Source organism: Candidatus Cybelea sp. (assembly GCA_036489315.1).
Classification (GTDB): domain Bacteria; phylum Vulcanimicrobiota; class Vulcanimicrobiia; order Vulcanimicrobiales; family Vulcanimicrobiaceae; genus Cybelea.
Genome location: DASXFZ010000050.1, coordinates 1 through 22,032, shown reverse-complemented (window position 1 = coordinate 22,032; position 22,032 = coordinate 1). Strand labels below are relative to the sequence as shown.

The 22,032-nt window shown below is 63.9% G+C and carries 27 protein-coding genes; 18 read left to right on the top strand and 9 right to left on the bottom strand.

Annotated features, from left to right (window positions below):
• From cpaB to VGG51_11260, 5 genes are all read right to left on the bottom strand, one after another.
• Positions 1–849: a Flp pilus assembly protein CpaB gene (cpaB, locus tag VGG51_11280; GenBank protein ID HEY1883611.1), complete on the bottom strand. Its 849-nt coding sequence runs from the start codon at positions 847–849 to the stop codon at positions 1–3.
• Positions 849–1,379, bottom strand: coding sequence for a prepilin peptidase (locus tag VGG51_11275; GenBank protein HEY1883610.1), 531 nt, complete (start codon positions 1,377–1,379; stop codon positions 849–851). The genes cpaB and VGG51_11275 overlap by 1 nt, the downstream gene beginning before the upstream one ends.
• A gap of 62 nt (positions 1,380–1,441) precedes the next feature.
• Positions 1,442–1,582: a Flp family type IVb pilin gene (locus VGG51_11270; GenBank protein ID HEY1883609.1), complete on the bottom strand. Its 141-nt coding sequence runs from the start codon at positions 1,580–1,582 to the stop codon at positions 1,442–1,444.
• An 80-nt stretch (positions 1,583–1,662) separates the two neighbouring features.
• Positions 1,663–1,824 (bottom strand): Flp family type IVb pilin, encoded by a 162-nt coding sequence (locus tag VGG51_11265; GenBank protein HEY1883608.1) that lies wholly within the window; start codon positions 1,822–1,824, stop codon positions 1,663–1,665.
• Positions 1,825–1,838: 14 nt separating this feature from the next.
• A complete protein-coding gene (locus VGG51_11260) occupies positions 1,839–2,495 on the bottom strand; it encodes a hypothetical protein (protein ID HEY1883607.1) in 657 nt (218 codons plus the stop codon).
• 277 nt (positions 2,496–2,772) lie between these two features.
• Between VGG51_11260 and VGG51_11255 the strand changes: the two genes are divergently transcribed.
• From VGG51_11255 to VGG51_11230, 6 genes are read left to right on the top strand one after another with little or no spacing between them, the layout of a single operon-like run.
• Positions 2,773–4,209, top strand: coding sequence for a pilus assembly protein N-terminal domain-containing protein (locus VGG51_11255; GenBank protein HEY1883606.1), 1,437 nt, complete (start codon positions 2,773–2,775; stop codon positions 4,207–4,209).
• Complete coding sequence (locus VGG51_11250) at positions 4,206–5,390, top strand: Tad domain-containing protein (GenBank protein HEY1883605.1); 1,185 nt, start codon at positions 4,206–4,208, stop codon at positions 5,388–5,390. Before VGG51_11255 ends, VGG51_11250 begins: the two co-directional genes overlap by 4 nt.
• Entirely contained in the window at positions 5,387–5,821 is a 435-nt protein-coding gene (locus VGG51_11245; GenBank protein ID HEY1883604.1) for a TadE/TadG family type IV pilus assembly protein, read from the top strand. The genes VGG51_11250 and VGG51_11245 overlap by 4 nt, the downstream gene beginning before the upstream one ends.
• A complete protein-coding gene (locus VGG51_11240) occupies positions 5,818–7,026 on the top strand; it encodes a pilus assembly protein TadG-related protein (GenBank protein HEY1883603.1) in 1,209 nt (402 codons plus the stop codon). The genes VGG51_11245 and VGG51_11240 overlap by 4 nt, the downstream gene beginning before the upstream one ends.
• Entirely contained in the window at positions 7,023–7,451 is a 429-nt protein-coding gene (locus VGG51_11235) for a TadE/TadG family type IV pilus assembly protein (protein ID HEY1883602.1), read from the top strand. The genes VGG51_11240 and VGG51_11235 overlap by 4 nt, the downstream gene beginning before the upstream one ends.
• Positions 7,452–7,467: 16 nt before the next feature.
• Positions 7,468–8,853: a hypothetical protein gene (locus tag VGG51_11230; GenBank protein ID HEY1883601.1), complete on the top strand. Its 1,386-nt coding sequence runs from the start codon at positions 7,468–7,470 to the stop codon at positions 8,851–8,853.
• On the opposite strand, the gene VGG51_11225 is transcribed toward VGG51_11230, so the two are convergent.
• The 3 genes from VGG51_11225 to VGG51_11215 are packed head-to-tail and all read right to left on the bottom strand — an operon-like array spanning position 8,850 to position 9,416.
• On the bottom strand, positions 8,850–9,071 hold the full coding sequence (locus VGG51_11225; GenBank protein HEY1883600.1) for a Flp family type IVb pilin: 222 nt from the start codon (positions 9,069–9,071) through the stop codon (positions 8,850–8,852). The two genes, VGG51_11230 and VGG51_11225, sit on opposite strands and share 4 nt — an antisense overlap.
• A gap of 1 nt (position 9,072) precedes the next feature.
• A complete protein-coding gene (locus VGG51_11220) occupies positions 9,073–9,243 on the bottom strand; it encodes a Flp family type IVb pilin (GenBank protein HEY1883599.1) in 171 nt (56 codons plus the stop codon).
• Positions 9,244–9,254: 11 nt separating this feature from the next.
• On the bottom strand, positions 9,255–9,416 hold the full coding sequence (locus VGG51_11215; protein ID HEY1883598.1) for a Flp family type IVb pilin: 162 nt from the start codon (positions 9,414–9,416) through the stop codon (positions 9,255–9,257).
• A gap of 310 nt (positions 9,417–9,726) precedes the next feature.
• Here VGG51_11215 and VGG51_11210 point away from each other — a divergent pair, with 310 nt between their 5' ends.
• Genes VGG51_11210 through VGG51_11200 form a run of 3 tightly spaced genes read left to right on the top strand, consistent with a single transcriptional unit; the run spans position 9,727 to position 11,836 of the window.
• Positions 9,727–10,251: a TadE/TadG family type IV pilus assembly protein gene (locus VGG51_11210; protein HEY1883597.1), complete on the top strand. Its 525-nt coding sequence runs from the start codon at positions 9,727–9,729 to the stop codon at positions 10,249–10,251.
• Positions 10,248–10,667: a TadE family protein gene (locus VGG51_11205; protein ID HEY1883596.1), complete on the top strand. Its 420-nt coding sequence runs from the start codon at positions 10,248–10,250 to the stop codon at positions 10,665–10,667. Before VGG51_11210 ends, VGG51_11205 begins: the two co-directional genes overlap by 4 nt.
• Positions 10,664–11,836: a pilus assembly protein TadG-related protein gene (locus VGG51_11200; GenBank protein ID HEY1883595.1), complete on the top strand. Its 1,173-nt coding sequence runs from the start codon at positions 10,664–10,666 to the stop codon at positions 11,834–11,836. The genes VGG51_11205 and VGG51_11200 overlap by 4 nt, the downstream gene beginning before the upstream one ends.
• A 7-nt stretch (positions 11,837–11,843) precedes the next feature.
• Here VGG51_11200 and VGG51_11195 read toward each other — a convergent pair whose 3' ends face one another.
• The gene (locus VGG51_11195) at positions 11,844–13,346 is read right to left on the bottom strand and encodes a DHA2 family efflux MFS transporter permease subunit (GenBank protein ID HEY1883594.1); all 1,503 of its coding nucleotides are present in this window, start codon (positions 13,344–13,346) and stop codon (positions 11,844–11,846) included.
• 101 nt (positions 13,347–13,447) lie between these two features.
• Between VGG51_11195 and VGG51_11190 the strand changes: the two genes are divergently transcribed.
• The 9 genes from VGG51_11190 to hpnE all read left to right on the top strand — a co-directional run.
• The gene (locus tag VGG51_11190) at positions 13,448–16,024 is read left to right on the top strand and encodes an MBOAT family protein (GenBank protein HEY1883593.1); all 2,577 of its coding nucleotides are present in this window, start codon (positions 13,448–13,450) and stop codon (positions 16,022–16,024) included.
• Between the two features lie 27 nt (positions 16,025–16,051).
• The gene (locus tag VGG51_11185; protein HEY1883592.1) at positions 16,052–16,423 is read left to right on the top strand and encodes an STAS domain-containing protein; all 372 of its coding nucleotides are present in this window, start codon (positions 16,052–16,054) and stop codon (positions 16,421–16,423) included.
• 58 nt (positions 16,424–16,481) lie between these two features.
• Positions 16,482–17,183 carry a hypothetical protein gene (locus VGG51_11180; protein HEY1883591.1) on the top strand — a complete coding sequence of 234 codons (702 nt, stop codon included), beginning with the start codon at positions 16,482–16,484 and terminating at the stop codon, positions 17,181–17,183.
• Positions 17,164–18,207, top strand: coding sequence for a type 2 isopentenyl-diphosphate Delta-isomerase (gene fni, locus VGG51_11175; GenBank protein HEY1883590.1), 1,044 nt, complete (start codon positions 17,164–17,166; stop codon positions 18,205–18,207). Before VGG51_11180 ends, fni begins: the two co-directional genes overlap by 20 nt.
• A gap of 22 nt (positions 18,208–18,229) precedes the next feature.
• Complete coding sequence (locus VGG51_11170) at positions 18,230–18,460, top strand: type II toxin-antitoxin system Phd/YefM family antitoxin (GenBank protein ID HEY1883589.1); 231 nt, start codon at positions 18,230–18,232, stop codon at positions 18,458–18,460.
• On the top strand, positions 18,439–18,852 hold the full coding sequence (locus VGG51_11165) for a type II toxin-antitoxin system VapC family toxin (GenBank protein ID HEY1883588.1): 414 nt from the start codon (positions 18,439–18,441) through the stop codon (positions 18,850–18,852). Before VGG51_11170 ends, VGG51_11165 begins: the two co-directional genes overlap by 22 nt.
• Positions 18,849–19,676 carry a squalene/phytoene synthase family protein gene (locus tag VGG51_11160; GenBank protein HEY1883587.1) on the top strand — a complete coding sequence of 276 codons (828 nt, stop codon included), beginning with the start codon at positions 18,849–18,851 and terminating at the stop codon, positions 19,674–19,676. Before VGG51_11165 ends, VGG51_11160 begins: the two co-directional genes overlap by 4 nt.
• Complete coding sequence (locus VGG51_11155) at positions 19,676–20,569, top strand: squalene/phytoene synthase family protein (GenBank protein HEY1883586.1); 894 nt, start codon at positions 19,676–19,678, stop codon at positions 20,567–20,569. Before VGG51_11160 ends, VGG51_11155 begins: the two co-directional genes overlap by 1 nt.
• Positions 20,551–22,032 (top strand): hydroxysqualene dehydroxylase HpnE (gene hpnE, locus VGG51_11150; GenBank protein HEY1883585.1); only part of this gene is annotated, 1,482 nt, incomplete at its 3' end. The genes VGG51_11155 and hpnE, both read left to right, overlap by 19 nt.

Sequence of the window (22,032 nt, the reverse complement as noted above, 5' to 3'; positions counted from 1 at the left end):
CTATTTCGCGGCCGCCGGGTCGACGATTTGATCGCCGACGATCAGTTGCACGGAGCTGGACGGGGGCCGAACGACCGGCACCGGCATGGGAAGCGTGGGGACTGCAGGCCCAATCGCGGGGACCGGCATCGGCAACGGGGTTCCGGGTGCGGTCGAACCGGCAAGCGTCAACTCTTCGACTGGCTCGGAGCGGATCGGTTCTCGCGGCGAGCGTAATGCGAGGCGAAGGTTTGCATTCGCATCTGCCCATGCCAGCATATCCGCCTGTTTCGGGTTGACCTCGAGGGTCACCGTTGCGGCCGACTGCTCCTCGGGAGACGGCGTCGCCATCGCATTCTCGAGCGCGTTGCCGACGGCGAGCACGCGGATCCCGCGGAAGATCGTTACGGCTTTCGGCGGCGCCGATCCCGATGAGGAGGGCGGGATCGCGATCACGTCGACGCGGTCGCCGGGAAGGATCATACCGGAGACGCCCTTGACACGATCGACGGGAATGCTGACCGCGCGCATGCCCGGCTGCAGGCGTACCGGGAGCGCAAAGGCGACGTTCGTGCCGATCTTCGAAGCGGTGAGCTCGGAGCCGGCCGGAATCGTGATGAGGGCGAGCGAGCCGACTGCCTGATTTGCCGTTCCCAGCGCGTCGGGCTCGAGCGACTGGACGGGGCGCATCTCCGTGCGGAACATCGAATCGGTAATGCGCTCGCGTGCGGGGATCTCTTGGGTAGCGATAAGGACCGCTCGCTGTTCGGTCGGGGCCGGACGCAGCGAGGAGAGATAGGTCAACGTCAGCCATCCCGTCCCGATTGCCAGGATGACGGCGATCAAAAGCGTCGTGCGGCGTGTATTCATTAGAGCGTGATCCTCAAGAATGGAGCGACGGTCTGCGATAGAGCGACCAAAATCGCGCCGAGAGCGAAAGCTACCGCGTATGGCAATGTTTCGCGCTTATCCGGAGCGAGGCCTTGGCCGCCGGCAAAAACCAGCAGGAGACCTCGTGAGAAGGCACCCTTGGCGCCCCCCCGCATGACGAGAAAAACGAGCGCGAGCACTCCGCCGCCGATCGCACTGTAGAGCAAAAACGGCACGCAGAGTGGATAGCTCAGCATGCCCGAAGCGCTGACGGCCAGCTTGATATCGCCCCCGCCGATACCGCCGCGCGAGTAGACCAGTGTGCCCGCGAGGGTGAGAATGGCCATGACGGCCAGACTGACGAGCAAAGCGCGCCAGCCGCCGAACGCATGAACGATAATCGCGCCGAGTGCCAACGAGCCGGTGAGAGCGTTGGGAATGCGACGGGTCCGAACGTCACAAAAGCCTGCCGCGAGGCAGGCGATGAGGTTAAGCCAAAGAGCGATCGACATGAGCGGATCCGGGTTCATCTGGGTTCAGGGGCACGCTCGCCTCCAAGTTTGCGTGCCCCAAACCCATTGCCGAGAGCGGCTTAGATCGATCCCGCGACCGAGTTGTAGACCGCGCTCAGGTTCGTGCCAAGCAGCTTAACGCCGGCGAGGGCGACCATCGCGATGAGGGCCACGAGCAAGCCGTACTCGACCATCGTTGCGCCTTCTTCGTCGCGAATCATGGATGTGAACGTGCTGACCATTGTATCTCCTTGTAAGTGTGCGTAAGTGTATGAGTGGGTCCGTTACAAGTTTCCGTGATTCAGACGGAACTCGAAACGCTGTTGAATAGGCTGCTGAGGTTGGTGCCGAGCGTCGTGACGCCTACGAGGGCGACCATGGCGATCAGCGCAACCAAAAGCCCGTACTCGACCATCGTGGCGGCGTCTTCGTCGCGAACGATGGATTTAAGTGTGTGGAGCATTATCTGATTTCTCCTTACCAAATGCCACCAGGCTGAGCTTCCGCCGGAACCTTGACGCCGGCATTGGGGCTGTGCACCAGAAGCTGCGCGCTTGCTGAGATAACGCCCGGCGACGAGGTCGCCAAAACGTGGATGAATGAGTCGCGCAAATAGTCGGGCGCAATCGGCACGATTGCCTGGAACTTCCCATCGGGCCCCGCCGTCAGGTCGTGACGGCTAAGCAAAACGTTGGGCAAGTCGGATGAGAGCGTTGCAAGAAGCGTGATCCGAACGGGCGCAGACGGCGGGGCCTGTCCCGAGACGATTACCGCTTCCGCCCCCTCGAGCGGCACAACGTTGAGAGCGATCTGGCCTTGAGCCTCCCCCACGATCGATTCGTCTCGATCTTCCTTTGCCTCACTGATCGCCTGCTGCAGTTGTGCATTGACTTTCGCTAGCTCTTGCCGTGCGAGATGCGTGATGCGATTGGCAAAAGCTTGTGAGACGTAGATATCGTTAGAAGCGTAGCGCGGAGTATCGGCTGTCACCTCGACTCGTTCGTTCACTTCGTACAGGTTATCGCCGGGGCGAATCACCAGCACGATGCCGGGACCGCTGAGTTGTACCGCACGCGACGCCGCAAGCCACTCATACTGAAGATGAGCGCCGGCAGCTACGCGAGCGAGCGGCACGCCTTGATCCGCCGCTGCTCTAACGGGGACCGTTATCAGCAGAGCGCAGGATACAAAAAGAGCCACCCGATGAAAAGGCCGCAAAACGAACCTCCTAACTCCTGGTGCGGCTGTATCATGACATCCCCGGTAGCGCCTTGCAACACCGAGGCAGGCCGCCCACGCATTTTTTAACTTAACGTCGGCACTTCGTTAACGAGTTAACGCCGGGTTTCGTGCCATAATGCCGGGGAGAGCGGACGCCTTTTGACGCCCGTTCGTACCTATGGAGGAGGCAATGGTTTCGATCACGCGCCGTTTTGTCGCATCCTTGGCAGCCCTGGGCCTGTGCTTGATCGCAGCGCCTTCGGCCGCCGATCAGCTGACGCTGCTTTCAATCCAGTCCGGCCATTCGACGGTGATCAAGGCCGACGGCCTGACCCGGGTCGCCGTGGGCGACGGGCGGATCGCGGGGGTGGTCCCGGTTGGGACCTCCCAGGTGATCGTCAACGCAAAAGCGCCCGGGCACACCACCCTCTACATCTGGGCCGGCGGCCGGCGCCAGGCCTACGAAGTGACGGTGACCGAGCAGGGGATGGACGATGTGGCCCAGATGCTGCGCAGCGCGATTGCCGAGCCAAACGTTCAGGTGGTCAGTTCGGGCCATAATATCGTCGTGCGAGGGACGGTCTCCGACGGCGCACAGTTTCAGCAGATCAGCGATATCATTTCGCGTTTCGGCGGTTACCTCGTTTCGGAAAACGGCACCGACGCGAAGGCCGTGATCATCAACGCGGTAACGATCCAGCAGAACCTCGGCCAGCTTCAGCGGGCCATCGCGAACATTCCCGGCGCGAGCGACATTCGGGTCGATCCCGACGGTAAGGGCAACGTCATCGTCAGCGGCAACGCGACCGACGCCGTGACCGCTCAGGCGATTCTCGATCGGGCGCGCGGACTGGCCGGCCCATATCTGGCGAGCAACGGTCAACTGATCGATCGGCTCAATGCGATCAGCAACAGCCAGATCGACGTCAAAATCTACGTTCTGGAAGTCGACAAGACCGCCCAGTCGAACCTCGGCATCTCGCTCTTCGGCGCGCAGCCGGTTCAGGGGCAGGCGATTCCAAGCCTCGTGCCGCCGGAGTTCCCCTTCCTAGAAAGCCCATCGGCTCCGGGATCGGGCTCGGCCTTCACGATTCAGCCATTCTATCGGCTCACGACGCTCGCCCCGACGCTCAACCTCCTCATGCAGGAGGGGCACGCAAAGGTTCTCTCCAGCCCCGACCTCGTAACGAGCCCGGGGGCGAAGGCGACCTTTCTCGTCGGCGGCGAGATCCCAGTCGTCACCTCATCGGGGATCAGCGGAACGAACGTTCAGTACCAGCCATACGGCGTGCAGCTGAACGTCACGCCGGACATCCTCGGCAACGGATCGGTGCGGGCGGTCGTCGCCCCGGAGATCTCGCGGCTCGACTATGCAAATGCGGTCATCGTCTCCGGCTTCACGATTCCGGCGCTCCTGGTCAGCAAGCTTTCCACCGATGTGATCACGCGGCCGGGAGAGAGCATCATTCTCGGCGGCCTCGTCGACCGCCAGGAGATGCGCACGATCTCAAAGATCCCATTGCTCTCCGCGATCCCGATCCTTGGCAAACTCTTTACCTCCACGTCGTACCAAAGCAGTCAGAGCGACGTCGTTTTTGTGATGACGCCGCAAATCATCACGCGATGAACTCGCAGCGCGGCCAAATTCTACCGCTCCTGGCGGTCAGCCTGGCCGTTCTGATGGGCTTTGCGGGTATCGCGATCGACGTCGGCTATCTGGAATACTGGCAGCAGAAGCAGCAGACCGCGACCGACGCGGCGGCGCTCGGCGGTGCGCAGAACCTCGCCGAAAGCAACTGCGGCAACGCGACCAACGCTGGGTCGGCCGCGCTCAACGACGCTGGCGCCAACGGGTTCCCGACCGGCCAGGTGAGCCCCATGACTCCGCCGTCGTCCGGCCCCTACGCCGGCAACGCCTGTGCGATCAGCGTCCGGATCGCCACGACCAACCTGGCGGCGTTCTTTTCCCGCCTCTTCGGTTTCCCGGCAGGTATGACCGAGTCGACGAGTGCCACGGCGGTCGCCGAAACCAGCGGCAACGGAACCTGCATGTACCTCTTAAGCCCCACCGCTCGCACGGGCTTCAACGGCGCGACGGTGAACTCACCGGGCTGTGCAATTGCTTTAAATTTCAACGCGAACTTTAACGGCGGCACGATAGCCGCACCGTTCATCGGCTACGGATCGGGTACCCCGAACTACGGCGGCACCACGTTCACGATGGCAAGCCCCATGCCGATGCTCCCGGTTGCCGATCCCTGCCCGGAGATCGCCGGGTGCGCCTATCTCGCAGCACACCCTCCCTCAGCGAGCAACTGTACGAGCTACAACTCAAACGGCGCCAGCGCGACCCTCTCCCCGGGGTGCTATAACGGCCTGAACCTCGATCCCCCGGGCACGATCACGCTGAGCCCCGGGCTCTACGTCATCAACGGCAACTTCAATAACAACGGAGTAACCCTCACGGGGACGGGCGTCACCCTCTACGTCACCCAGAACGGCAACGGTCCGAACCTCGACTACGGTCCGCCGGTAACGCTCTCGCCGCCGACCACCGGAAACTACGCGAACGTCCTCTACTACCAGGTTCCGGGTAACTCTTCGAGCATCAACTTCAACGGCTCGGACGTGAGTATGAACGGGCTCATCTACGCGCCCGGCACGACCAGCGCAAACTTCGACGACAACTTTGGGAGTTACGTCGTGCTGGTCTTCGGCGCGATGAACTTCAACCAAAACAACGCCTACGACTTCGCTTCGCCCCCACCGGGGCAATCTATCATTAAGCAGGCGGTATTAGCACAATGAAAAAAAGTCTCAAGGATTCCGAGAGCGGCACCAGCGCGATCGAATTTGCGATACTGGCGCCGGTCTTCGTGTTGTTAGTTCTTGGCTTGATCGACTTTGGGCGCTACATGTACTATTCGATTGTCGCCGCGCATGCAGCCCGCGCCGGCGTGCAGTACGGCGCGCAGAACGTCTACTCGGCCGCGGATACTGCGGGTATGCAAAACGCGGCGAGCGCCGATGCCCCGGGAGGGTTCCTCCCGGTGGCGACCCACTACTGCAGCCTCAACGGCTCGGCGGCCATGTGCGGTACGGGAACGCCCGCGGCGGGAAATACCTATTACGTCAAAGTTGTCGTCACCGGCGTCTTCAATCCGATCATCAGCTATCCGGGCATTCCGCACAGCATGACCATTTCGTCGACGGCCCAGATGCGGGTGGCTGCGCAATGATACCGCGGCATCGTTGGAAACAATCCGGGCAAATTCTTCCGCTGCTTGCGATGAGTCTCTCCGTGTTGCTCGGTTTCGCCGGCGTCGGGGTCGACGTCGGTTACCTCGAGTACCGCCAGCAGGAGCAGCAGTCGGCGACCGACGTCGCCGCGCTCGGCGCCGCGGAGCAGCTTGCCCACTCGAGCTGCGCGAGCAACGGCACTGCCGTGACCGTCGCGAAGAGCGACGCGGGCACAAACGGCTTTGTGGACGGCGCGAGCAGCGTAGCGGTTGGGGTGAACAGTCCGCCGACAACCGGCGTGCTGGCCGGCAATGCCTGCGCGGTAAGCGTGCAGATTACGAGTTCAAACGTCGCGACGTTCTTTTCGCGGGCATTGGGCTTCAAACAAGCCAAAGAGACGACCCAGGCGGTCGCCGAGGCGACGACCAATGCGGTCGCCAGCGGCTGCATCTATCTCTTGAGCCCGACGATTTCGCAGAATTTCAACGGTGCGACGGTCAATGCGCCGCAGTGCGGTATCCTGATGAACGACACCGCAAACTTCAACGGGGCCACGATCGACGTCGCGAACGTCGGCTACGCCGGATCGACCGCTCCGAACGAGAACGGCTCGAACTTTACGCTGGCGACGCCCGCGCCCATGCTGCCGGTCGCCGATCCGTGCCCGACGATCGACGGCTGTGCCTACATTACGGCAAGTCCGCCTCCGACGAGCAACTGTTCGTCCTTCAACGGAAACGGCTATAGCGGCTCGCTGAGCGCCGGGTGCTACAGCAGCCTGAACCTCAACGGTGCGAACGTGACCTTGAATCCGGGCACGTATGTCTTGAGCGGAACCTCGAACTTCAACGGATCCAGGATCACCGGTAGCGGCGTAACGCTTTTCGTACCGGCTTCGGGGACGGCGCCGAACTTCAACGGCGCGCAGGTCTCCCTTTCGCCGCCGACGAGCGGCAACGAAACCGGCGTGCTCTACTACCAGGTTCCGGGCAACCCCAGCAGCCCGAATTTTAACGGCACCAACAACTCCTACAGCGGCTTGATCTACTGCCCCGGCGCGACCGCCGTCAACTTCAACGGGGCCAACGGCAAATACGTCGTGCTCGTCTTCGGGGCGATGAACTCCAACGGGAGCATCGCTTGGGATCTTGCAACGCCGCCCCCGGGCGGCTCCCTCATCGAGCATGCGGTGCTGGTGCAATGATGCGCAAACACCAACGTGGAGCCAGCCTTCCCGAGACCGCGATCGTTCTGGCAGTGGTCCTCGCGATGCTCTTCGGAATCATCGACTTCGGCCGCGCGATGTACACCTACGCCTTTGTCGCGCAGCTCGCTCGCCAGGGGGCGCGCTGGATGATCGTGCGCGGTTCGCAGTGCAGCCTCTTGGATCACTGCGGCGCGGGCCAGACCGAGGTGCAGACGTACATTCGCGGCCTTTCCGAGGGCATGACCAATCCAAACAATATTCAGGTGAGTCCGCCGGCTTTTTCCGGCTGTGCGCCCGTCTCAAACGCTCCCGGCTGTACCGTTGCCGTGACGGTCACCTACCCATTCAATTTCCTGCTGCCGTACTTGCCGGTGGGGACGATCAACATGTCCAGCACATCGAAGATGGTGATCTCGCAATGAGGAAAGGCGGGTTTGCATGAATGCGTTGGCGATCCCCAGCTCGCGGCTGCCGCAGCGGTGGCTCCGCTCGAACAACGCGCTGCAAACCGGGACCGGGAGCGTCAGCTCGCTCTTCGCGCTGGCGGCGTTCGAACGGCGCGATGGGGTTGCACTCTACGCGCTGCGGGTGATAAACCACACCCGCTGCGAGCTCGTCTGCAGCATTTGGATACTCTCCCGCCGCGGGGAGCTCGTGCTTGCGAACTCCGAGCCGATCCTCGTGAATCCAAACGCGACGCATGCGGCGCGCGTGCCCGTCTGGGTGGAGGGCTTTCCCGCATTCGATCGCGTGCTGCTCGAAGTATCGGGAGAAGGCGTCCACTGCATCGTTGAAGCTCCGGCTCCGCGAGCGAGATCTCGGAACCTATACGCGCCGATCGCCGCGGCGTGCGTAATGCTCGGGGTTCTTGCCCTCGCGATCACCCTCGGACTAAAAGCCGCGCTTCCGAAAATCGCGGGGTTCGTGGTGCCGCCGGAGACGCTGCCGGGCACGACGGTTCAGGCGCAATACGACTCCCAAGGCTTGGGAGCAGTCTCGTACGCCGTCAAGGCCCCGAATGGGAAGCAGATTGCGGGCGGGCGGCTCGCGGAGAACGCCGGTGCGATTCCCGTGGCGATCCCGGCCGCTCCGCAGGGCGGTGCCTACATTCTAGAGCTCGATAAGAGCGGGCCCCTTGGAAAGGCCAGTGAGGTCCGCGTCCTCAATACGGTCGCGCCCCGGCTCGGAGGCGGCGCAAGAATCGAAAGCCTCGCCGTGCGGCCGGCCGTCGCGAAGCCGGGCCAGACGATCGACGTCACCTACTCGGCGAACGCCGATGCCGGCACGGTACGGCTCGTCGATGCCGCCGGCACGGTTTGGGCCCAGCAGCCCTTCTCGCGCAATGGTGAAACGACGTTGACCGTGCCGTCACTGCGCGACGGCGCCGAGCTGCAGGTCGTGCTCAGTGTCGCCAAAGCTTCGACGGCGGCAAAATCGATGGCTGGGCTGGTTGTCGCGAGCGCCCTGCACCCGATCGCGGCGGCGGCCGCCGGGAGCAGGGTGGAGATTGCCGGGGACGACGACCCGAACGTGCCGGCGGCAACCGACGCCGATTCCAACGGCACGTTCCAGGTTCTAGACCGTACCGTAAAGAGCGGGCAGCCGATTCGAATTCACATCATCTCGCCGCGGAACGACATGCGCATCGCGTTGACGGACTCGCAGTCGCACGAGGTCGCCGCCCAAAACGTGGGCGCGCAAGCAGATACGGTGACCCTCACGGCGCCAAACGTGGCGCAAGCGACTACCTATACGGTAGTCGCCACGTTCACGGATGGCTTCGGGCAGGAGAGCGTCGTTCAGCCTGTGACGGTTCTGCCCTAGCGCTTCGGCAGGAGGACCCCCGAAGCAGCGGCCGTACTGTGGGGCGCCGCATGCGCGAAGACGGAGCCTAAATCTCCGCCAACGGTCTGAATCGCGACCAGCGCCGCCAGCGCGACCAATGCCACCAGCAGGCCGTATTCTAAGGCCGCTGCGGCACGATCGTCCCAGAAAAGGGTCTCGAGAGCGGTGAGGGACCGCCGCTCTCGACCGACTGCCACGCTAGACCGACGAAGCGACGGTATTGAAAACGCTGCTGAGATTCGTGCCGAGCAGCTTGACCGCCGTGAGCGCTACCATCGCGATCAGTGCGACCAGCAGGCCGTATTCGACCATCGTGGCGCCTTCTTCGTCGCGCCAGAGTGATTTGAGAATCGTTTTCATATTCTTCATCGCTGCTCGTTCTAGACCGAGCTTGCCGCTGTGTTGAAGAGCGTGCTGACGCTGACGCCGAGGGTCCTGACGGCGGCCAAGGCCACCATAGCGATCAGGGCGACGAGGAGGCCGTACTCGACCATTGAGGCGCCGGAGTCGTCGAGAGCGAGAGATTTAAGGGTTGCGAACATTCGTTTGGTTCCTTTCGGGATTAGGTCGACGTAGCTAACTGAACGAGGAACGTAAACGAGCCGTCCCACGTTTCAGTCTGTAGCCGGCCGACCGGCTTAAGGTTTGTCGAGATGCCAAAACCGCCTTAACGCAAAACGAGCCCGGGCGTTAAGAAGTGTTGACGGCTCAACGAAGATGTAGCATAATCGGCGCGAGAGGTCAAGGGGCCCCTTGTCACCTGGGCGTCCTATTGAGCCTCGAAAACGCCGCCCTGCCCGCCTATAGCGTGCCGGGCACACGCCTGAGGAAACCATGCGAAAATCGTACACTATGAAAACGCGCCACCGGCAGACCGGGCAGGTCAGGCCGCTGGTCGCATCCACGCTCACGACAAACTTTAGTGGCTCGTCACCCGTTGCTACCAGTATGATGAGTCAGCTTCGTAAATGCGACTCCGGCGCAAGCCTCGTCGAGTTCGCCGTCGTCCTCCCATTTCTCGCGCTTTTGCTGATCGGTCTGATCGACTTTGGGCGTTATATGTACGCCGGCATCGTTATTGCCAACGCGGCGCGCGCCGCGGTGCAGTATGGCGCGCAGACTCCCGAGACCGCGGCGGATACCACCGGTATGAAAAACGCCGCGATTGCCGACGCCGGCGGCCTGCCGAACGTCTCGGCGAGTCCGTTACCTTACTGCCTGGTCAACGGCGTATCGGGCTCGTGCTCGACGGCAGGCGCGGTGACGTACATTAAGGTGGTTACTTCGGGTACGTACACGCCGCTGATCAGGTATCCCGGATTGCCGGCCTCGGTCCCCGTTTCGGGATCGGCGGTCATGCGGGTGGAGTCGGAATGAGAAAGCACGGCGAGCGCGGGAGCAGCATGGTCGAAATGGTCATCGCTGCGGGCGCACTCTTGGCACTGATCTTAGGCGTCGTCGACTTTGGCCGTGTTATGTACACCTACGGCTACGTGGCGCAGCTGGCGCGCGAAGGTGCGCGCTGGGCGATCGTTCGCGGCAGCGGCTGCACGCTGCTCGATCACTGCGGCGCCGCCAGTTCCGACGTCAATACCTACGTGCAGAGCCTGGCGGAAGGAATGACGCCGGGAACCGGGATCAATGCGCTGACGGCATCCGCCTCCTGGCCGACCTGCAAGACCACCGGCTGCACCGTTGCAGTCACCGTTACCTATCCATTCAAATTCATCGGCGTGCCGGGCATACCGCCCATCAGCATGTCGAGCACTTCGCAAATGGTGATATCACAATGAGACGTAAATCCGAATCCGGAGCGGTGCTGCCGCTCGTCGCAATTTCCTTGGCTGTCATGATGGGTTTCGCGGGAATGACCGTCGACGTCGGCTATCTTGAATACCAGCAGCGCCAGCAGCAGTCGGCCGCCGACGCTGCGGCGATCGGCGGTGCGCAGCAGCTGCTCCGCTCCACCTGCCCGAATGTGGGCGTAGCCAGGCCGGCGGGACAGCTTGATGCAGCCGCAGCCGGATATACCGACGGCACCGGTGGAACGACGGTCAACATTCAGAATCCTCCGCCGTCGGGCCCCTACGCGACCAGTAGCTGCGCCGTCTATGCCCAGATCACGGCGCCGCACCGGACGACCTTCGCGTCGTTCTTCCGGCCGGGCGGCATGCAAGAGACGACCGAGGCAACCGCCACCATCGTCAACAACAATGACGGGTGTATCTACGTGCTCGACCCGACGGCGAGGTTCCAACTCAACGGCACCTCGGTTAACGCGCCGAAGTGCGGCATCAACTCAAACGCCAGCGTGCAGGTCAACGGCGGGACCATCGACGTCGGCTCGTTCGGATACCTCGGATCGCTGCAGAGCAATGGCGTTACCTATAAGGACGCGCAGCCCCAGAAAATGATCCAGGTGCAGGATCCCTGCCCGCTGATCGCATCCTGCGCGGCAATGGCCGCTAGTCCGCCGGCACAGACTTCCTGCAGCGTGTACACTGAGAATGGCGTGGCGAATGCGGACGTCAAGCCGGGTTGCTATAGCTCCTTCGTCCTCAACGGCGGCAGCGTACACCTGGAACCCGGAACGTACACGTTCACCGGGACGGTGATGGATAATGGTCCTCCGGTGACAGGAAGCGATGTCACGATCTACGTAAGCGCGACCGGCGGTCCGGTTCTGTTCAACGGCAGCAGCGTCACGCTCACGCCACCGGCCGGGGGGCTGCTCTTTTACCAGGATCCAAGCAACAAATCCACCGTGCAATTCAACGGCAGCAATATGGACCTCAGCGGCGTGATGTACGCGCCCGGCGCGCTCGGACAAATCAATGGGAGCGGCGGCAACTACCTCGTTCTGGTCTTCGGCAACGTGCAGCTCAACGGCGGGTTTACGGTCGATCCGGGCAAACCGGTCGACGGCCAGTCCTATCTGCGGAACATCGTTCTAGCGCAGTAAGGCGGGGCTACTCGGCGACGGCGATTGCCGGTGCGCGAACGCGTTTGGGCTTCTTGATCAAGAAGACCAGCGGGGTCGAGAGCACAAAGACGATCGCCGTCGCGCGGAATAGATAGTTGTAAGCGATCATCGCCGATTGCTGGCTCACCATCTGCGTGAGCTGTCCGATCGAATAGCCGTGCGACTGCGTGACGCCCGAGGCCAGCACGTTCCAGGCGATCGCCGTCTGGTGCGTGAGCATCGTGGTGAGGATCGCAATGCCGAGGCTGCCGCCGAGCTGACGCAGCAAGGTAAAAACGCCGGTCGCGCCCGCCATCTCGGGAACGGGGACGTCGCCGAGCGAGATCGTCGTCAGCGGTACGAAGAGGAAGCCGAGCGCGAAGCCCTGGATCACGCGCGGCCAAAAGACGTCCCAGTACCCCGCCTGCACGCTGAGCCCGCCGAGCATCCATGTCGACCAGGCAAACAGCAGCGTTCCGAAGACGATCGACCATCGACCATCGATACGATTGAGAATCCGGCCGATGATCAACATCGAGATGGCGGTCGAAAATGCGCCGGGCATCAGCGCCAGGCCGGTGTCGAACGCGGTGAAGCCGAGCAGCGACTGAAAGAAGAGCGGTAAGATCAGCGCGGTTCCGTACAGGCCGAAGCCCATGATGATGCCCAAAAACGAGCCGACGGAGAACGACCTGAACTTGAAGACCTTCAAATCGACGATCGGATGGCGGTCGCGCAAGGCCTTCAAGACGAACGTCACCAACGCGACGACCGACACAACCGTGCAGACCTGGATCGCGCGCGAGGAGAACCACTCGTCGCGCTCGCCCTGCTCGAGCACGAACTGCATCGTCGCGAGGCCGGCCGTCAGCAGGCCCAGGCCGATAAAGTCGATGCCGCCTTTGGGCTTGGCGATGTATTTGGGGTCGGGGATGAAGGCCAGCGTCATCAAGAAGGCGGCGATGCCGATCGGCACGTTGATGTAGAAGATTAAGGGCCAGTTGGCGTTGTCGACGATCCAGCCGCCGAGCGCAGGACCGATCGCCGGCCCGACCATCGCACCCATGCCGAAGATCGCCATCGCGGCACCGCGGCGCTCGGGCGGGAAGGTCTCGAACATGATCGCCTGCGCGGTCGGCTGCAGCGCGCCGCCGCCCAAGCCCTGAACGATGCGGTAGAAGACGAGCACCCAGATCGAGCGCGCCGTACCGCAGAAGAAGGAAGCGATCGTAAAGACCGCAAGCGAGGTCGCGTAAAACGCTTTGCGGCCGAGCAGCGCGGTAAGCCAGCCGTTGAGCGGCATCACGACGACGTTGGCCAGGATGTACCCGGTCGCGACCCAGGCAACCTCGTCGACCGTCGCTCCCAAGTTTCCGCCGATCGTGCTGATCGCCACATTGACGATCGTCGTGTCGATGATCGCCATGATGAGGCCGAGCATCACCGTGATGGTGATCAGCGCAACTGAGCCCCCCTCGCGCGGGCGAACTGCGGCGGCGGTCGTGGTCATCGAGCCATGTTTCTTAGAGGCGTCCTACCCATTCCCGAACAAGGGACCGTGCGGTGCAGCCAACGGTTTCGCCCCCTAAGAGAACGGCCGCTCTTCTTGTTGTGGCCGCTTTCGCCGTCTTTGCACTGATCGACGTCCTCGCATTTCGCACCGGACTCTACCACGCGGCCCTCGACCCCGCTTCGAGCACCGGAAGTTTCGAAACCGCGATTAAACGCTTCCGCAATCTCGACGCCGTCCCGAAGACCGACGTGCTCGTGCTGGGTGACTCGCGCATCTACTCCGGCCTCAATCCGCAGGCGGCGAGCGCCGCGGCGCCGGGGCTGCGCTTCCTCAACGGCGGCGTTCCGGGGACGACGCCGCGCTGCTGGCCGTTCTTCGTGCGCGCGATCGATCCGCAAGCGCGGCGCTTTCGCGCGGTCGTCATCGCGGTCGATACCTACGCCGACGACGACAGCGCGATCGGCAGCCTCGACGGCGACGATCGTCCGATGGACCTGCGCTACGTCGTCTTTCAGACGCGGCTGAGCGATCTGCCCAAGCTCGCCGGCTCGTTCTCGGACCCGCGCGAGCGCGTCGAGAACGGCATCGATCTCTTCTGGCGAGGGCAAGAGCTGCGCGACGACGTGCAAGCGTTCGCGGCCAATCCGTTCGCGCGATTTGCGGCGCTCGAGGCGGCGCGCGGCGCCGATACCTTCGACCCGCTCGTCGCGCACCCGCGAAGCGAGACGCTGCGCGGCCTCACGGTCGACTTTGCTGCGGGCAAGATCGAGTATCCGCCGGGGCTTACCGCTACCGAGCAGAGTGCGATCGCGACCCAGGTGCTCAAGCTCCCCGAGCCGAGCGCCTCCTATGCGAAATACCGCTTACAGTGGCTGCTGCCGCTCGCGGCTCGTTACGCGCAGAGCGGGACGCCGGTCTTTTTCGTGCGGATTCCCACGCGTCCGCTCCATCGCAGCGCGTCGCAGGAGCCCACCGGATCGCTCGTCGACATCGCGCAGCAAGAGCACGCGCGGCTGGTTCCGGCCGCACCGTATATCGCGCTCGAGCGCCCCGAGCTCTTCGCCGACGAAGATCACCTCAACGCGCAGGGCAGCCTGTTGTTCAGCCGGCTGCTCGGCCACGACGTTGCCGCCGGACTCTCCCAGCCGCCGCCCCGCAGCGTGCCGGTCAACGACGCGGTGCTCCCCAGCTCGGCGGCGTTGCCGCCCGCGCCGCCGGAGCATCGCGACCTCTCGTGGTTTGCCGCGGCCTGCGGCATCGGCATTCCGCTGCGTTTTCAGTCGTACGAGTTCTGGCTCTTCTTGGCGCTCGTCTGCGCGCTCTTCTATCTGCTGCCGCGGCGCGCCGGCTTCGTCTTTCTGCTGATCGTCAGCTACTACTTCTACGCGCGCTGGAACGCGTGGTACGTCCTCTTTCTCTGGATTCTGACCGCGAGCGATTTTCTGATCGCGATTGCGCTCGAGAAGCGGCGTGAGGGCAAGCGCAACACCAAGCTGCTGCTGGCGCTCGGCGTCGCGGCGAACCTCGCCTTCCTCGGGAGTTTCAAGTACACGAACTTCGCGAGCGGCACGGTCGCCGAACTGATCGGCAGGCACGGCAATCCTTGGCTGGTCAACCTCTTCGTTCCGATCGGCATCAGCTTTCATACCTTTCAGAGCATCTCGTATCTCGTCGACGTCTATCGTGGGCGCACGGTCGCGATCCGCAAGCCCCTCGACTACGCGCTCTATCTCGCCTTCTTTCCGCAGCTTTTGGCGGGTCCGATCGTGCGCGCCGGGCTCTTCTTCGGCGAGCTCTTCACGTGGCGCCCGCCGGGTCCGCAAGACGTCAGCTACGGTCTCGCCCGCGCCGGCTTCGGCCTGCTGAAGAAGACCGCGATCGCCGATCAGTTCGCCGGCGTCGCCAATGGCTATTTCGATGCGATTGCGAGCCATCCGGGATCGCCCGCCGCGTGGAGCGCGATGTTTGCCTTCAGCCTGCAGATCTATTTCGATTTCTCGGGCTACAGCGATATTGCGATCGGCTGCGCGCGTCTGCTCGGCTTTGTCTTCCCCGAGAACTTTCGCATGCCGTATCTCGCGACCAGCGTTACGGATTTCTGGCATCGCTGGCACATTACGCTCTCGACCTGGCTGCGCGACTATCTCTACATTCCGCTCGGCGGCAACCGCGGGGGTGCCGTTGCGACGCTGCGCAACCTGATGATCACGATGCTGCTCGGCGGCTTGTGGCACGGGGCGCAGTGGACCTTCGTCGCGTGGGGCGGCGTGCACGGCGTTGCGCTGTGCATCGAGCGGCTCGCCGGTGTTGGGCGCGAGCGTTCGCTGCCGCGCGGCGTCGTGCTGGTCGCGCGCGTCGCTTCGACGTTTGCGATCGTAACGCTGGCGTGGGTGCTCTTCCGCGCACCGAGCTTCGCCGCTGCGCTGACCGTCTACCGGGCGATGTTCGCCGGCGGTTGGGGCCCCGGATTGCTGAGCGGATGGCCGGCGGTCCTCGCCACGGGCATCGTCGCGTTCGGCATTCTGCGCTTGCTGCTCGAACGGTACAGCGTCGCGCCGGCTTGGCCGCAGCTGCGCCCGGCGTTGCAAGCGGGAGCGCTCGCAGGCCTGCTTTTAGCGCTGCAGCTCTTCTCGTGGTCCGGTCCGTCGCCTACGTTTATCTACTTTAAGTTTTAGCCCCGAATACGGTACACTCCATACTGGATGTACGACGACGATCACGAACACGCCATCGAGACCTCGGTCTTTGAAGACCTGCACGTGGTCACGCTGCGCGGCGAGTGGGATGTCTCGACCCGCGAGCGGCTGCGCGAGGCGCTAACGTCGGTCGGAAGCGATCGGGACGTGGTCGTCGACTTGCGCGGGGCAAGCTTTTTCGACTCTACCGCGCTGGCGGAGTTGATTGGACTGTACAAGCGTTTGCTTGGGCAGGGGCGCCGCTTAGAAGCCTTGGTCGGCGACAGCAACATGCGCCGCCTGCTCGAACTTACGAGCCTCGACGGTCTGCTCGGCGTCTCCGGCCCGCGGGCACGCTATCTCTCCGAGTGTTTGCCGCCGCCCTCATGGGCTTCGTAGAAGTCGCTTCGCTCGCACTTCAGAAGTGAGTCGCTGGAATTGAGTGGAAGAGGGAGGCATGACGTCTCTTCCCGACGCGCTTCCTTTTCGTGCCTACCGAGATTCCGTCCAGCGATATTCCAGTAAAATTGCGGCTTCGTTCGAATCGGTGGCGGGAAAAATTATCGCGGAGCGCCTGCCGGAAGCCTACGTGCGAGACCCGGCCGGGCCATGTTTTGTGCTCTGGGCGTGCGCCGTCAACGGCGGCGATACCGCCGACGCGCTGCCGGTTGCGGCCGCCTTCGATCTGTTCGAGCGTTTCATGCTGCTGCACGACGAACTCGCCGACGCATCTGCCGAAGCAATTGCGCGATGGGGCCTCGGCCAGAGCCTCAACGCCGGGGATGCCCTCTACGCGGTCGCTTTTCGCAGCCTCGCGAGCGATGTGATTTCCCCGGCGCGGCGGCTCGAAGCCGCGCGGCTCGCCGGTGAAGCAGTGCTGGAAGCCATCGAAGGCCGCAGCGAACCGATGGCCGGACGCTGCGCGCTAACCGGCGCGGCGCTGCAAGCCGGCGCGGTGATCGCCGGCGCAAACGCCGAAACGGCGCGGGCCTTCGAACGCGCGGGACGCGCGCTCGGCATGGCCGCCGATGCACCGGATGAGACGCAGGCGCGCGATTTCGCGCAGCGCGCGATCGATTCGCTCGCGCCATATGCGAGCGCGCAAACGCTCGCGGCATTTAGGGAAGTTGCCTTCGACATTGCCCGACGAACAGCCTGAGCGCGCAACGCCGTCGCGAAAGGCGGAGCACCTGCGGATCAACATCGAGGAGGACGTCAACGCCAAGGGCATCGACGCCGGCTTCGATTCGTACTGGTTCCGCCATCGCGCCCTGCCGGGAATCGACCTGCGCGAGGTCGACTGCACGCGTTCCTTTTTGGGCCGCAAACTCGGCGCGCCGCTGCTGATCTCGTGCATGACCGGCGGAACGCCGGAAGCGACGAGAATCAATCGCTGCTTGGCGCGCGTCGCCGCGCGCTTCGGTCTGGCGATGGGCCTGGGATCGGGACGCGCGCTGCTCGAATCGCCGCACACGCTCGAGAGTTTCGACGTGCGCGACGACGCGCCGGATATTCTGCTCTTTGCGAATCTCGGCGCGGTGCAGCTCAATAAAGGCTACGATGCAGTCGCGTGCACGCGGCTCGTCGAGATGCTGCGCGCCGACGCACTCGTGCTGCACCTCAATCCGCTGCAAGAGGCGCTGCAGCCCGAAGGCGACACGAACTTTCGCGGATTGATCGGGCGAATCGCCGCCGTCTGCGCGGACGTGAAGTTTCCGATCGTGGTAAAAGAAGTCGGGTGGGGCATCGGTCCGACCGACGTGCGCGCGCTCTTCGATGCCGGCGCGGCGGCCGTCGACGTGGCGGGTGCGGGCGGCACGTCGTGGAGTGAGGTCGAGCGTTATCGCATTAGCGAACCCTGGCGAGCGCGCGTCGCGGCGGCCTTCGCCGACTGGGGAATTCCCAGCGCCAAGGCGCTGGTCGAAGCGCGCAGCGCGGCCCCCGGCCGCCTCCTGATCGCCAGCGGCGGCCTGCGCAGCGGCGTCGACGTCGCCAAAGCGATCGCGCTCGGCGCCGACCTCGCCGGGATCGCGGGCCCATTTGTCCGCGCCGCGGATCAAGGCCCGGAGGCTGCCGAAACCCTCGCGCGGGAGTATCTCGAGGCGCTGCGCATCGCGATGTTCTGCGCCGCAGCGCGAACGCTCGAAGAGCTGCGCCACAGCGCCTTGACCAAAAAGGACTAAGTCCGCTAGACTAACTCTTAAAATGAAGAGCGTGAACGTCCATGAGGCCAAGACGCACTTCTCGCAACTGCTTGCGAAGGTTGCCGCCGGGGAAGAAGTGATCATCGCCAAAGCCGGCCGCCCCATCGCACGGCTCGTGCCCGCCGAAACGCCGGCACCGCGCGAACTCGGCTGGGACAGCGGCGCACGCTTCTGGATCGCGGACGATTTCGATGAGTACCTGCCCGACGAATTTACGGAGTACCTGCGCTGAAGCTGCTGCTCGATACGCACGTGTGGCTTTGGATGGCGCTGCAGCCGCAACGCCTCGGTGAAGCCGCCCGCTCGACGATCGCCGACCGCGCGAACAGCCTCTTTCTTTCGATCGCAAGCACCTGGGAGATCGTCGTGAAGCAGGCTCGCGGAAAGGTCGAGCTGCCGACCGACGTCGCGACGTATCTGCGCTCGCGCTTGCCGGTCAGCGGCGCGACGCTGCTCGACGTCTCGCTCGACCACGTCTTTGCCTTGGATTCGATTCCCGATCGCCACCGCGATCCGTTCGACCGGATGCTCGTGGCGCAGGCGCTCGTCGAGGGAATGAAGCTGGTCAGTGCGGATCCGCGAGTTCTCGCCTACCCCATTGCAACGATCGACGCGCGCCGATGAACCTGACGCTGGGGGCTGCCGACGGCTATTGCCGGATGCTGACGCGCCGTCACTACGAAAACTTCCCGGTCGCCTCGCGCTTCGTCGACGGCGAGACGCGTCGCGATCTGATGCGCATCTACGCATTCTGCCGCACGACCGACGATCTCGGCGACGAGAGCCCCGACGGCACCGCGCTCGACCGTTTGGCGCGCTGGCGCGATGAAGTGCGCGCGCTCTACGCGGGCACGCCGCCGGTGCATCCCGTTCTCTTCGCGCTCGCGCAGACGATCGAGCGGCGCGCGATTCCGCAGCAGCCGTTTGCGGATCTGATCGAAGCCAACGTGATGGACCAAAGCGTTAGCCGCTACGCGACCTGGGACGAGCTGATCGGCTACTGTCGCCTTTCGGCCGCGCCGGTCGGGCGGATGGTGCTGCGCGTCTTCGGCGTGGCCAGCCAAAGTGCCGAGCAGCTCTCCGACGACGTCTGCATCGGCCTGCAGCTGGCAAACCACGCGCAGGACGTTCGCCGGGATGCGGCGATCGGGCGCAAATACCTCGTCGAGAGCGACGTCGCCGCGCTGGGAGCGGCCGGCGCGGCCGAGAGTATGGTGCGCCGCGCACGGACGCTGCTTGCTTCGGGGGAGGAGCTCGAGCGGCTGGTGCCGCGTCCGCTGCGGCTGCAGCTGGCGCTCTACCGCATGGGCGGCCTCGCAATTTGCAACGCCATCGAAGCGCTCGGTTACCAAACGGAGCGCAAGCGGCCGAGTCTTTCGACGCCCACGAAGGTATCGCTGGTACTGCGCGCCGCAGTAGAGAGCTTTTCTCGGAGGCGGCCAGCATAGTGATCAATCTTCAGCGGGCGCTCCGCGGCAAGGCGGTTCCCACACCCGATCGGCTTCGGGCCGAGCGCTTCAACCGGGACATGGCCAAGCGGGAGGCGGGAAATTTCTATTGGGGTTTTATCTCGCTCGGCTACCACGAGCGCATGGCGATCTATGCACTCTATAATTTTGCGCGCCAGGTCGACGACGAAGCCGATACGGTCGGCCTGGATAACCTGCCGGCGCGCCTGGCCCTCCATCGCGAGCGCATCTCGCTAGCGGTCCGCGGAAAGTACGGCGACGACCCGATTCTGCGCGTTCTCTCCGAAGCGATCGCGCGCTACGCCATTCCCGAATCGGAGCTGCAGATGCTCGTCGACGGGGTCGAGATGGATTTCACCCGCTCGCGCTACGAAACGTTCGAGGAGCTGCTCGACTACTGCAATCTCGTGGCCTCGGTCGTTGGGCGGATGTGCGTGCGCATCTTCGGCTTTACCGATCCGATCGCGCTCGAGCGGGCCGACGACCTCGGCCTCGCACTGCAGCTCACCAACATTTTGCGCGACGTCCGTGAGGATGCCGTCGACATGCAGCGCGTCTATCTCCCGCAGAAGGATCTCGCGCAGTTCGGTATTCCCGAATCGGCCTTACTCGACGGCGAGAGCTACCCCGGCTGGCCGGCGCTGATCGCGCTGCAGGTCGAGCGCGCCCGAAAGTATTTCGCCACCGGTTACGAGGTGCTGCGCTACATCCCGCGCCGTCCGGGCGCCTGCGTGCAGACGATGGCCGGCATCTACGAAGAGCTTCTCAAAAAGATCGAGCGCGATCCCGGTCTGCCCTTGCGCGCTCGCGCGGCCCTCTCCAAGAGCGAGAAGCTGCGCGTCGTCGTGAGGTCGTGGCTATCGAGCGCGTAGCGGTCGTCGGTGCCGGGCTCGCCGGACTCGCGGCGGCCCTTGATTTGAAGGATGCCGGGCTTGCGGTCGAGCTCTTCGAACGTAGCCGGCTTCTTGGCGGCCGCGCGACCTCGTTTGAGATCGACGGCATCGAAGTCGACAACGGCCAGCACGTCTTCTTGGCCTGCTGCGACGACTTCATCGAGTTCGCCGCGCGCGTCGGCATGGAGGGGGAGCTGCATCTGCAGGAGCGCTTCGAGGCGACGATCCTCTCGCGCGACGGGCGCGTCGGCCATCTCGTAACCGGCGCGCTGCCGGCGCCGCTGCACCTGCTGCCGTCGTTTGCCGGCTACACGCATCTCACGCTGCGCGAGAAGGCGAGCATCGGGCGCGCGCTGCTCGCGGCGATGACGCAGCGCGATCGCGACGAGACGTTCGAGGCGTGGCTGGAGCGCAACCATCAAGGGGCGGGCGAACGGCGGGCGTTCTGGGATCCGTTCTTCATCCCCGCACTCAACGCACCATTCGATCGCGTCGGCGCCGCCGACGCGATGTTCGTGTTGCGCACCGCGTTCTTGAAGGATCCCGCCGCCGCGCGCTTCGGTTTCTCGGAGGTGCCGCTCGCGCATCTCGCCGCCGCCGCCGCGCAATCGCTCGATGCGGTCCATCTTTCGACATCGGTGCTCTCGATCGAGCCGAAGGACGATTCCGTCACGCTGCGCACACCGGAGGAAGCGTTGGATTTCGACGCCGTCGTCTTGGCGGTGCCGCCGCGGCAAGTGGAGCGGATGCTCGGCGACGCGGCGCGTTACGAGGTCGCCAACCTCGACGCCTACGATCCCTATCCGATCATCGACGTACACCTCTGGCACGACGGCGAAAGCATCGGCATCGACTTTGCGGCGGCGCTCGAATCGCCGCTGCAGTGGATCTTCGAAAAGAAGCCGGGCTACTTGTGCTGCAGCTTCAGCTCCGCCGAAGAGTACGTCAAGAAACCGACCGGTGAACTCGAAGCGCTCGCGTGGAGCGAGACGCAGGCCTTTCTCCCCGAACTCAAAGATGCCAAACTCGTCCGCAGCGCCGTCACGCGCAACCCCGAAGCCACCTGGCTTCCGAAGATCCACCGAGCGCGCACCAAACAAAAGACGTCGCACCCGCGCCTCGCAATCGCGGGCGCCTGGACGGATACCGGCTGGCCCGACACGATGGAATCCGCCGTCCGCAGCGGCAAACTCGCCGCCAAACTCATAACCTCTACCGCCTCCCACGAACCCTTCGATGTTTTATCCGATCGAAGTCTTGCGCCGGCAGAGGAGCCTTTGGAGAAATCGTCAGGGCCGCCGTTAGTGATTCAAGCGCCGACTGTGACGGATGCCGCTCATGTCGGACGAGGACCGTCTGACCGAGCGCCGGAGCAGGATGCGGAAGGCGCGAGGCAGTCGATAGGAGGGCCACACGGATGTGGCCCGACGAATGTGTCCGAG

What these genes read in the sequence shown, in the direction of transcription:
- cpaB (HEY1883611.1), bottom strand. Translation starts at nt 849, where the DNA reads ATGAATACACGCCGCACGACGCTTTTGATCGCCGTCATCCTGGCAATC.
- VGG51_11275 (HEY1883610.1), bottom strand. Translation starts at nt 1,379, where the DNA reads ATGAACCCGGATCCGCTCATGTCGATCGCTCTTTGGCTTAACCTCATC.
- VGG51_11270 (HEY1883609.1), bottom strand. Translation starts at nt 1,582, where the DNA reads ATGATTCGCGACGAAGAAGGCGCAACGATGGTCGAGTACGGCTTGCTC.
- VGG51_11265 (HEY1883608.1), bottom strand. Translation starts at nt 1,824, where the DNA reads ATGCTCCACACACTTAAATCCATCGTTCGCGACGAAGACGCCGCCACG.
- VGG51_11255 (HEY1883606.1), top strand. Translation starts at nt 2,773, where the DNA reads ATGGTTTCGATCACGCGCCGTTTTGTCGCATCCTTGGCAGCCCTGGGC.
- VGG51_11250 (HEY1883605.1), top strand. Translation starts at nt 4,206, where the DNA reads ATGAACTCGCAGCGCGGCCAAATTCTACCGCTCCTGGCGGTCAGCCTG.
- VGG51_11245 (HEY1883604.1), top strand. Translation starts at nt 5,387, where the DNA reads ATGAAAAAAAGTCTCAAGGATTCCGAGAGCGGCACCAGCGCGATCGAA.
- VGG51_11240 (HEY1883603.1), top strand. Translation starts at nt 5,818, where the DNA reads ATGATACCGCGGCATCGTTGGAAACAATCCGGGCAAATTCTTCCGCTG.
- VGG51_11235 (HEY1883602.1), top strand. Translation starts at nt 7,023, where the DNA reads ATGATGCGCAAACACCAACGTGGAGCCAGCCTTCCCGAGACCGCGATC.
- VGG51_11230 (HEY1883601.1), top strand. Translation starts at nt 7,468, where the DNA reads ATGAATGCGTTGGCGATCCCCAGCTCGCGGCTGCCGCAGCGGTGGCTC.
- VGG51_11220 (HEY1883599.1), bottom strand. Translation starts at nt 9,243, where the DNA reads ATGAAGAATATGAAAACGATTCTCAAATCACTCTGGCGCGACGAAGAA.
- VGG51_11215 (HEY1883598.1), bottom strand. Translation starts at nt 9,416, where the DNA reads ATGTTCGCAACCCTTAAATCTCTCGCTCTCGACGACTCCGGCGCCTCA.
- VGG51_11210 (HEY1883597.1), top strand. Translation starts at nt 9,727, where the DNA reads ATGAAAACGCGCCACCGGCAGACCGGGCAGGTCAGGCCGCTGGTCGCA.
- VGG51_11205 (HEY1883596.1), top strand. Translation starts at nt 10,248, where the DNA reads ATGAGAAAGCACGGCGAGCGCGGGAGCAGCATGGTCGAAATGGTCATC.
- VGG51_11200 (HEY1883595.1), top strand. Translation starts at nt 10,664, where the DNA reads ATGAGACGTAAATCCGAATCCGGAGCGGTGCTGCCGCTCGTCGCAATT.
- VGG51_11195 (HEY1883594.1), bottom strand. Translation starts at nt 13,346, where the DNA reads ATGACCACGACCGCCGCCGCAGTTCGCCCGCGCGAGGGGGGCTCAGTT.
- VGG51_11185 (HEY1883592.1), top strand. Translation starts at nt 16,052, where the DNA reads ATGTACGACGACGATCACGAACACGCCATCGAGACCTCGGTCTTTGAA.
- VGG51_11180 (HEY1883591.1), top strand. Translation starts at nt 16,482, where the DNA reads ATGACGTCTCTTCCCGACGCGCTTCCTTTTCGTGCCTACCGAGATTCC.
- VGG51_11170 (HEY1883589.1), top strand. Translation starts at nt 18,230, where the DNA reads ATGAAGAGCGTGAACGTCCATGAGGCCAAGACGCACTTCTCGCAACTG.
- VGG51_11160 (HEY1883587.1), top strand. Translation starts at nt 18,849, where the DNA reads ATGAACCTGACGCTGGGGGCTGCCGACGGCTATTGCCGGATGCTGACG.